Source organism: Acidimicrobiales bacterium (assembly GCA_036399815.1).
In the GTDB taxonomy this organism is placed as follows: Bacteria; Actinomycetota; Acidimicrobiia; order Acidimicrobiales; family DASWMK01; genus DASWMK01.
The window spans coordinates 1-8,794 of record DASWMK010000223.1 but is presented as its reverse complement, the minus strand read 5'-3'; the positions used below and the strand labels follow the sequence as shown (position 1 = coordinate 8,794).

Annotated in this window: 10 protein-coding genes; 2 read left to right on the top strand and 8 right to left on the bottom strand. The window is 77.1% G+C overall.

Features of this window, described 5'->3' with window-relative positions:
- On the top strand, nucleotides 1–425 hold a 425-nt coding region (locus VGB14_16665; protein ID HEX9994565.1), incomplete at its 5' end, for a hypothetical protein.
- 57 nt (nucleotides 426–482) lie between these two features.
- Here the strand turns inward: VGB14_16665 and VGB14_16660 are convergent.
- The 6 genes from VGB14_16660 to VGB14_16635 all read right to left on the bottom strand — a co-directional run bounded on the left by VGB14_16660 (nucleotide 483) and on the right by VGB14_16635 (nucleotide 5,846).
- Nucleotides 483–1,103 carry a NifU family protein gene (locus tag VGB14_16660; GenBank protein HEX9994564.1) on the bottom strand — a complete coding sequence of 207 codons (621 nt, stop codon included), beginning with the start codon at nucleotides 1,101–1,103 and terminating at the stop codon, nucleotides 483–485.
- Nucleotides 1,104–1,172: 69 nt separating this feature from the next.
- Nucleotides 1,173–1,934, bottom strand: a complete 762-nt coding sequence (locus tag VGB14_16655; GenBank protein ID HEX9994563.1) for an SDR family oxidoreductase — start codon at nucleotides 1,932–1,934, stop codon at nucleotides 1,173–1,175.
- A 3-nt stretch (nucleotides 1,935–1,937) separates the two neighbouring features.
- On the bottom strand, nucleotides 1,938–2,297 hold the full coding sequence (locus VGB14_16650; protein ID HEX9994562.1) for a nitroreductase family deazaflavin-dependent oxidoreductase: 360 nt from the start codon (nucleotides 2,295–2,297) through the stop codon (nucleotides 1,938–1,940).
- Between the two features lie 19 nt (nucleotides 2,298–2,316).
- Entirely contained in the window at nucleotides 2,317–3,237 is a 921-nt protein-coding gene (locus tag VGB14_16645) for a hypothetical protein (GenBank protein ID HEX9994561.1), read from the bottom strand.
- A gap of 176 nt (nucleotides 3,238–3,413) precedes the next feature.
- Nucleotides 3,414–5,189: an ABC-F family ATP-binding cassette domain-containing protein gene (locus VGB14_16640; GenBank protein HEX9994560.1), complete on the bottom strand. Its 1,776-nt coding sequence runs from the start codon at nucleotides 5,187–5,189 to the stop codon at nucleotides 3,414–3,416.
- Between the two features lie 3 nt (nucleotides 5,190–5,192).
- Nucleotides 5,193–5,846, bottom strand: a complete 654-nt coding sequence (locus VGB14_16635) for a LysE family translocator (GenBank protein ID HEX9994559.1) — start codon at nucleotides 5,844–5,846, stop codon at nucleotides 5,193–5,195.
- Nucleotides 5,847–6,288: 442 nt separating this feature from the next.
- Between VGB14_16635 and VGB14_16630 the strand changes: the two genes are divergently transcribed.
- Nucleotides 6,289–7,080, top strand: a complete 792-nt coding sequence (locus tag VGB14_16630; GenBank protein ID HEX9994558.1) for a Stf0 family sulfotransferase — start codon at nucleotides 6,289–6,291, stop codon at nucleotides 7,078–7,080.
- Between the two features lie 76 nt (nucleotides 7,081–7,156).
- Here VGB14_16630 and VGB14_16625 read toward each other — a convergent pair whose 3' ends face one another.
- A complete protein-coding gene (locus VGB14_16625) occupies nucleotides 7,157–8,092 on the bottom strand; it encodes a hypothetical protein (GenBank protein ID HEX9994557.1) in 936 nt (311 codons plus the stop codon).
- The coding region (locus tag VGB14_16620; protein ID HEX9994556.1) for an SbcC/MukB-like Walker B domain-containing protein at nucleotides 8,089–8,794 on the bottom strand (706 nt) is incomplete at its 5' end. The genes VGB14_16625 and VGB14_16620, both read right to left, overlap by 4 nt.

Here is an 8,794-nt window from a genome sequence, read left to right as displayed (position 1 = left end):
TGGCGTCGCTCGTGCCGCTCGTCGGCACCGCCCAGGCCTGGCCCATCGGCCAGGAGGGCTGCACTCCCGGGTACTGGAAGACCCACCCCGAGTCCTGGCAGCGCTTCACGCCGGACACCACGCTGGGTGAGTTCTTCACGTTCCCGGCCGAGCTCAGCGCCTTCGAGGACCTGACCTTCATGGACGCGCTCAACTTCCAGGGCGGCGACGACCTCTCCGGGAAGACCGAGATCCTGCTCAGGGCCGCGGTGGCCGCGGTGCTGAACATGTCCCACCACGACGTCGACTACCCCTACCGGCCCTACAGCCGTCCGGGGAACGTCCAGTCGACGGTGAACCTGGCGCTCGCGAGCCTCGACGGAGCGAAGATCATCAACCTCGCCACCAAGCTCGACAACGCCAACAACCTGGGCTGCCCCCTGTAGCCCGGGCGAGCACGAGCCGGCCGGCCGCGTGGGCGAGCGCGGCCGGCCGTTTCGCGTCTAGGAGTAGAAGGGGTTGTCGCCCGAGGCGTGGTCGGTCACGTCGACCACCTCGGTCACCTCGGGCAGCGCCTCCTTGATCATGGCCTCGATGCCCATGCGCAGCGTCATGGCCGACATGGCGCAGCCCTGGCAGCCGCCCCCCATGCGGACCAGGACGGCGGTCCCGTCGACACCCACGAGCTCGGCGTACCCGCCGTGCGCGGCGATCGCCGGGTTGACCTGCTCGTCGAGGAGCTGGCGGACCTTGTCGGGGAGCTCGCCGGTGAGCTCGACGTCGCCGCTGATCGTGAACGGGCTCGGCCGGTTCGGGTTGCGCAGCACGAGGCCGCCCTGTTCGGCGCCGGCCGGCACGTCGAGGGTGGCGCCCCGGAGCTTGTCGACCGACGACGCCGGGACGACCACCGGGAGCCCGCCCTGGTCCTCGACCACGTCGTCGGGGTCGGCCTCGGACACGGGCTCGAAGGCCAGGTCGTAGGTGTAGTCGGCCCCGCTGGCGCCGATCACCTCGACCCGCAGGCCGAGCGTGTCGGCGTCGGTCTCCGCGGCCCGCAGCTCGAGGATCCGCCGGCGGGCGGCCTCGGTGACGACCACGACCGGTTCGGTGGTGACATCGGCCATGGGCCCCAGGCTACGGCGGCGCCGGCCCGGGTCCGCGGGTGGACCGCGGTCGACCGGGTGCCGGCCGGGTCAGCGGGTGGCGCCGCCGTCGACGGTGATCACCTGGCCGTTGACGTAGCCGGCCGCGTCGCCGACGAGGAAGCGGACGACGGCGGCCACGTCCTCGGGCTGGCACACCCGGCCGAACGGCATCGACGGGTCGAGCGTGCGGAGGTCCTCGACCCCGGCCGTCGCCCGCACCAGGCGCCGGCCCATCTCGGTCTCGACCAGCCCGGGCGCCACGACGTTGACCCGGATGCCGGTCCCCCGCTCCTCCTTCATGAGCGTGACGGCGAGCGCCTCCATGGCCGCCTTGCCCATGTTGTACGGCGCCCCGTTCGGCGCCAGGGTGCGGGCGGCCACGCTCGAGACGAACACCACGTCGGCCCGCGGCCTGGCTCGCAGGCCGGGCAGCAGCGCGGCCGTGAGCTGGTGGGGGCCGACGGCGTGCACCCGCAGCACCCGCTCGAGCTCGGCGGCGTCGGTGTCGGCCACCGACCGGCCCCGGCTGGCGATCCCCGCGTTGTTGACGAGCAGGTCGACCGGGCCGAGGTCGGCCACGACGGCCGCGGCCATGGCCCGGACCTCCTCCGGGTCGTCGAGCGCGCCCCGGTAGGCGCCCGAGCGCCGGCCCATGCCCCGTACCAGGCCCACGACCTCCTCGGCCGCGTCGGCGTCGCGCCGGTAGCCGACGGCGACGTCGGCGCCGTCCTCGGCGAGGGCCAGCGAGATCGCCCGGCCGATGCCCCGGCCACCGCCGGTGACCAGGGCGACCCGGCCGTCGAGCGCCACCGCTCAGGCCCCGGCGGGGTCGACGGCCACGAGCAGCGAGGACGTCGCCCACCCCGACAGCGGCCGCCCCTCGGCCCACCCCTGGTACTTGGCGGCGAGCAGCCGCCGGGCCCGCCCGTCGTCGTCGTCGCCGTCGACGACGGTCGCCGTGGCCGCCACCTCCTCGTCGCCGACCCGCAGCCGGACCCTCGGGTCGGCCCGCAGGTTCCGCACCCAGTCGGCCCGGTCGCCGCCGCCGGAGAGCAGCCAGGCCCGCCCGTCGACGACCGCGAACCAGATCTCGATGGTGTGCTGCCGCCCGGTGACCCGCCCGGTCGTGGTCAGGTAGCAGAACTCCTCGTCGGCGACGGCGGTGAGGTCCACGGGGACCGCACCCTAGGCGTCACCGGATGATCGGGCCGGTGTCGACGACCTCGAACGCGCTGCCGGGGATGGCGCCGAGGTCGTGGAGGGCGTCGTCGTCCCAGCGGGGGTCGGGCGCCCCGGACACGTACCAGTCGCTGCCGTTGTCCGCCACGAACATGCCGTAGCGCTTGAGCGCGGTGCAGATGACCTGCACCTCGCTCGACAGGCCGGCGCAGCTGTAGGCGGCCCGCAGGCGCAGGCGCAGGCCCATGGGCGGGAGCGTCGGGTCGGTGCTCGACGACGCGAAGTGGGTGGCGGGGTGGACGAACCCCCGCTGCGTGCGGCTCACCGTGAACCGCAGGGCGTGGTCGATGACGCCGTCGCCGACGACCTCGTCGTAGCGGACGAGGCCGGGATAGATGGGCAGCCCGGCGGCGTCGGCCGACGTCCAGTGGTCGGGCCGGAGGGCGTTGCTGCGCAGGTCGAACACCGCGCCCGAGCCGGCCCGCCACCGCCGGCCGTCCCGCAACGGGTGGGCGTCGAACAGCTCGTAGAGGCGGCAGTCGGCGTCGTCGACGACGATCACGTGGCGGTCGCCGTCGCCGTCCGGCCCGCCCTCGATCGGCGCATCGGGCGGGATCGGGTAGGGGCCGGGGTCGCTCTCGTCGTCGTAGGCGAACCGGACGGGGACGTCGCGCTGGCCGGCGCCGACGTGGACGTAGGGGATGCCGTTCGGGGCGCCGGCCCACACCGTGCCGAAGTCGGGGTGGAGCGTCTCGGTGAGGCCGATGCTGCGGAGGTAGTCGGCCGACCGGGGGTGGAGCGGGTAGGCGGACACGTCGGTGTTCCACGGGTTGTCGGCCGGGAACACCGGGCAGGCGCCGGCCGCGGCGGCGTGGACGCCGTTCGGCACGAGGCCGACGGCGACGAGGACGACGACGAGCAGGCACCGCCGCATGCCAGATTCTCGGCCGGCGGGCGGGCCGGCTTGACCACCGCTGCCGGCGGGCGACCGTTCGGCCGGGGCCGGGGCCGGGGCCGGGGCCGGGGCGGCGGCGGGGGCGCGGCCGGCCTGGTTGGCGGCGGTCCCGGCTGCTCCGTCGGGCGGCCGGCGGCGGCCCCGGCGGGACGGCGTCATGGCGACGTGCCCTCGGCCTCCTCGGCGACGGCCAGCCACCGCTCCTCGGCCTCGGCCAGCGCGGCGTCGGCGGCGGCGACCGCCTCGCCGGCGGACGCGACGGCCCGGTGGTCGCCCGACGCCACGGCGGCGTCGAGGGCGGCGGCCGCCGCGTCCCTGGCCGCCTCGGCCCGGGCGACGTCCCGCTCGACCTGGCGCAGCAGGTGGCGCACGGTGCTGGCCGACCTCGCTCGCGGTGGGTCGCCGTCGGGCCTGGCGTCCGGGCGGTCGCCGCCGTCGACCCGCCCGGCCCGCCCGTTCCTGGCCGAGGCCCGGGCCGGCCGGCGCCGCCGCTCCTCCTCCCACGCCGCGTACCCGCCGGGGACGAGCCCGGCGCCGCCCGACCCGTCCACCGCCAGCACGTCCTCGACCGTCCGCTCGAGGAAGGCGCGGTCGTGGCTGACGACCACGAGGGCGCCGGGCCAGCCGTCGAGGAAGTCCTCGAGGGCGCGGAGGGTGTCGAGGTCGAGGTCGTTGGTCGGCTCGTCGAGCAGGAGCACGTTCGGTCGGGCGGCCAGCACGAGCAGCAGCTGGAGGCGGCGCCGCTCGCCGCCCGACAACGTGCCGATCGGCGCGTACTGGGCGTCGGCGTCGAACCAGAACCGCTCGAGCAGGGCGGCGTCCTCGTGGTCGGGGGCCCTGGCCGGGCCGGCCACCGCGTCGCGCACCCGCTGCGCGGGGTCGAGGTCGACCCCCTGCTGGTCCCAGTAGCCGACCCGCACGGTCGGGCCCCGCCGCACGCTGCCCTCGGCCGGCTCCCGGCGGCCGGCCAGCAGGTCGAGCAGGGTCGACTTGCCGCTGCCGTTGGGGCCGACCACGCCGAGGCGCTCCCGGCGGTCGAGCAGCAGGTCGAGGCCCCGGAACAACCACGGCCCGTCGCCGTAGCGGTGGCCGACGCCGTCGCACTCGACCACGAGGTCGCCCAGCCGGGGCGTGCGGGCGACGGCGAGGTCGAGGTCGCCGGCGCGCTCGGGGGCGGGCGGCCCGCCCTCGACGATGGCCGTCGCCGCGTCGATCCTCGCCTTCGGCTTGCGGGTCCTGGCCGGCGCGCCCCGCCGGAGCCAGGCCAGCTCCTTGCGGGCGAGGATGCGGCGGGTGGCCTCGGCGGCGGCCATCCGCTCCTCCCGCTCGGCCCTCGCCTCGAGCCAGCTGCGATAGCCGCCCTCGTGGACGTAGGCGCGGCCCCGGTCGAGCTCGAGCACCCGCGTCGTCAGGCGGTCGAGGACGTGGCGGTCGTGGGTGACGAGGACGAGGCCGCCGCGGTGCTCGTCCAGGCGGTCCTCCAGCCAGGCGACGGCGTCGAGGTCGAGGTGGTTGGTCGGCTCGTCGAGCACGAGCAGGTCGGCGCCGTCGAGCAGCACCCGGGCCAGCGCCACCCGCTTGGCCTGGCCGCCGGAGAGGGTCGTCAGGTCGCGGTCGCCGGTCCCGGCCATGCCGACCCGGTCGAGCACGGCGGCCGCCTCCCACCCGTCGCCGACGGCGTCGGCCACCGTCCGCCCGGCGAGGTCGGGGCGCTGGGGCAGGAACGACACGGTCGCCCCACGGCCCCGCCGCACGGTGCCGGCCTCCGGCTCGCCGGCGCCGGCGACGACCCGCAGGAGGGTGGACTTGCCGGTGCCGTTGCGGCCGACGACGCCGATGCGGTCGCCGGTGGCGACGGTGAGCGAGAGGTCCTCGAACAGCGGCCGGTCCGGGCGAGCGGCCGACACCCGCTCCAGGTCGACCAGGATCACCGGCTACGACGAGGCGAGCAGGAGGCGCCCCCCGACGGCGGCCAGGGCGGCGCCGCTCAGAGCCTCGAGGCGGCGCTGGACCGCCGGGCGGCGGAGGAAGCGCTGGACGCGGCCGAGGAGGAGCACGTAGCCGGTCATCCAGGTGACGGCCATGGCGACGAACACGACGGACAGGCCGAGCGTGCGGAGGGTGGCGCCCGGCCCGGGGGCGACGAACTGGGGGACGAAGGTGACGAAGAACAGCGCCACCTTGGGGTTCAGGGCGTTGCTGAGGAAGCCCTGGCGCCAGCAGGTGCGGGGGTCGAGGCGGGCGGCGGAGGTCCCCGCGGCGGCCGGCTGACCATCGCCGTCGGCGGCTGCGGCGGCGGGCGCCCGGCGGCGGGACCGGTGGGCGTCGCGGAGGGCGGCGAAGCCGAGGACGACGAGGTAGGCGCCCCCGACCAGCTTGAGCACGGTGAAGGCGGTGGCCGACGCGGCCAGCACGGCCGACACGCCGAGGACGGCGGCCGTGACGTGGACGGCGACGCCGCTGAACAGCCCGGCCAGGGTGGCGAACCCGGCCGCCGGCCCGCCGGCCAGCACGTTGCGGGTCACGAGGGCGAAGTCCGGGCCCGGCGACACGACCACGACCAGCGCGACGGCGAGGAAGCTCAGCACGTCCTGTACGACGCCAGGGGCCGGTCGTTCGTGAGGTCGGGCACGGCTCGGACGCTAGCGAGTCGGGGCCGTCCGGACGCTGCCGTTCCGGGAGTGCCGCCCGTCGCGTCCGGCGGCGCCGGTTCTCGTAGCACGGCAGCCGGGTCGGCCCGGGCGGGCGCCGTCGGCGCCCCGGCGGCCGTGCCGGCCGGGGGCGAGCGGGCACCGGGTCGACGGCGACCGGCGCGGGCGCCGGCGCGGGGCAGCGGGCACGCGGCATCCCGGCGGCGCACTCCCGGTGGCCGTGCCGGCGAAGCGCTAGCAGGCCTGGCGTCCCCAGCGACCCGGTGTCGACGCCGGGGAGCCGGCCGGCCCGGCATCGCCGGCGCCCGCAACCCGGGCGGCGCCAACGACTCGGTACGGGCATCCCGGACGGGTCGCCCACCGCGCGACACTTCGCGCCATGGCCTACGACCTGGCGTCGGCCGCGTTCGACCTGCCGGACGGCGACGCCGAGGGCGGCGTGCGGCGGTCGTACCTGCTGTGCGCCATGCCCCGGTCGGGCAGCTCGCTGCTGTCCGAGGCGCTGGCCGCGCTCGGCTGCCTCGGCACCCCGATCGAGTACTTCGACCGGACGGGCGCCTACGCGTGGCTGACGGAGCGGTGGGGGTGCCCCGACCTGCGGGCGTACGTCGACCTCCTCCACCGGCGCCGGCGCAGCGCCGGCGGGGTCTTCGGGGCGAAGGTGCACTGGTTCCAGGTCCGGGAGCTGGCGGCCGGCCTCGGCGTCGACGAGCCGGCGGCGATCAGGGCCGTGTTCCCCCGGTGCCGGTTCGTGTACCTGCACCGCCGGGACCGCGACCGCCAGGCCGTGTCGTGGGCCGTCGCCCGCCAGACGGGGTGGTGGAGCGACGGGGCCGGCGTGTACACGGGCGCCCGACCGGTGCCCTCGTACCGGTTCGAGCTGGTCGAGGAGTGCCGCCGCGACCTGGAGGCCGGCGAGGCCGCCTGGCGGGCGCTGTTCGCCGCGGCCGGCGCCCGCCCGCTCGAGGTCGCGTACGAGGACCTGGTCGCGTCGCTCGGGCCCAGCGTCGCCGAGGTCGCCGCCTTCCTCGGCGAGCGCGTGGACCCGGCGGCCGTCCCCCCGCCCCGCCTGCGCCGGCAGGCCGACGGCCTGAGCGAGGAGATGGTGGAGCGCTACCGCGCCGACCGCCGGGCGCGGACCACCACCCTCGACGACTCCGTCCCCGGCTGACGGGCGCCGGACGGCCGCTCGGCCGCGGCCCATCGGTCGACGCCCCGTCGCCCTTCCCGGCGTCCGAGGCCGCCGATCAGGCGGCGGCGGCGGTGCGGAGCGCCCGGTACAGGAAGGCGGGATCGCCCAGGCGGCGGCGGAGGGCTCGCTCGAGGCCGCCGATCGGGTACAGGTTCTGCGGCGCGCGGGGGTCCTTGTGCGGCGCCGAGGCGAGGCGGGGCAGCGCGACGGCCACCCGGTCGGCGAGACCGGCGGCCTGCCCGACGTCAAGGTCGCGCGACGCCTCGCACCGCACCACGCCGGCCCATGCATGCGTCACCTCGCACGGCAGCCGCAGGTACCACGACCACCGCGAGAACCGGCCGCCGAGGAAGAACACCGGCGTCCGCTGGCCCGGCCCGAGCCGCCCGATGACCGCGGCGGCCGCCGGGTCGGTGAGGTACGAGCGGTCGTGCGTCTTCACGAACCCCACGGCGCCGGGCAGCCGGTGGCGCTCGCGCAGCGGCCCGTCGACGACGAGCAGGTCGTCGCCACCGGCCTCGCCGGCGCACGCGTCGACGCTCACCTGGTGCTCCAGGCCTGCCATCTCGGCCTGGAGCGCGACCGACAGCGCGTCGGGGTCGTCGGACGCCACCGGGACGTGGCGGTACCGGCCGTGCGCGGTCTCGACCGCCTCGGCGCCCGCCGGCGCGAACAGCGCCCGCCCGACCTCGGCGGCGACGACGGTGGCGGCCGTGTCGCAGGCGACGACGCCGGCGGCGTAGCTCGCGCACATGCCTCGCCGGCTGCCGCCCTCGCCGTCGGCGAACCACACCCAGGCGTCGACCCGCCGCACGCCGTCGACGACCCTGACCACGTCCGGCGCGGCCGTGCCGACCTCGGCCGACCGGGGCGCCCACGTCGACCGCGGCACCTCGGCGTCGAGGTCGACGGCGTCGCCCGGCGGCGCCAGCGCGGCCTCGTCGCCCGGCGACCCGTACTCGGGCGCCCAGCTCTCGACCGTGAACCTCACGTCGCCACCCGCTCGACGCTCGACCCCGACGGCCCCCTCGTCACCTCGAACCGCACCGGCACCCGCTCGGCCAGCTCGGCCACGTGGGTGACGATGCCGACCATGCGGCCCGCCGCGCCCAGCTCCTCGATGGCGGCGGCGACCGTGTCCAGCGTGTCGGGGTCCAGCGTCCCGAACCCCTCGTCGAGGAAGATCGAGTCCAGCCGGGCCGAGCCGTCGGCCGCGAGCTGGCCGACCTGGTCGGCGAGCGCCAGCGCGAGGGCGAGCGAGGCGAGGAACGTCTCCCCGCCCGACAGCGTCCTCGCCGACCGCACCTCGTCGGCGTTGCGGTGGTCGACGACGCAGAACCCGGCCCGGTCGTCGACGGCCAGCGAGTAGGCGCCGGACGAGAGCGACCGCAGGAACTCGGTCGCCCCGTCGGTCAGCACGCCGACGGCCTCGTCGAGCACCCACTTCTCGAACCCTCTCGCCGACAGGTGGTTGGCGAGCGCGGCGGCCACCCGGGCGTCGGCCTCGGCCGCGGCCTGCTCGGCCCGGTGGGCGGCGGCCTGCTCGAGCGACGCCTCGATCCTGGTCAGCTCGTCGGTGGCCCGGGCGACGGCCGCCGCCACCGGCCCGCGTGGATCGTCGCCGAGGGCCAGGTCCACGCCGGCGTCCGCGCACCGGCGGGCGAGCTGCTCGGCGGCGTCCCGGCGCCGGCGT

Excerpts from the sequence above, each read along its gene's own strand:
- VGB14_16660 (HEX9994564.1), bottom strand. The coding sequence starts at position 1,103 with ATGGCCGATGTCACCACCGAACCGGTCGTGGTCGTCACCGAGGCCGCC.
- VGB14_16645 (HEX9994561.1), bottom strand. The coding sequence starts at position 3,237 with ATGCGGCGGTGCCTGCTCGTCGTCGTCCTCGTCGCCGTCGGCCTCGTG.
- VGB14_16630 (HEX9994558.1), top strand. The coding sequence starts at position 6,289 with ATGGCCTACGACCTGGCGTCGGCCGCGTTCGACCTGCCGGACGGCGAC.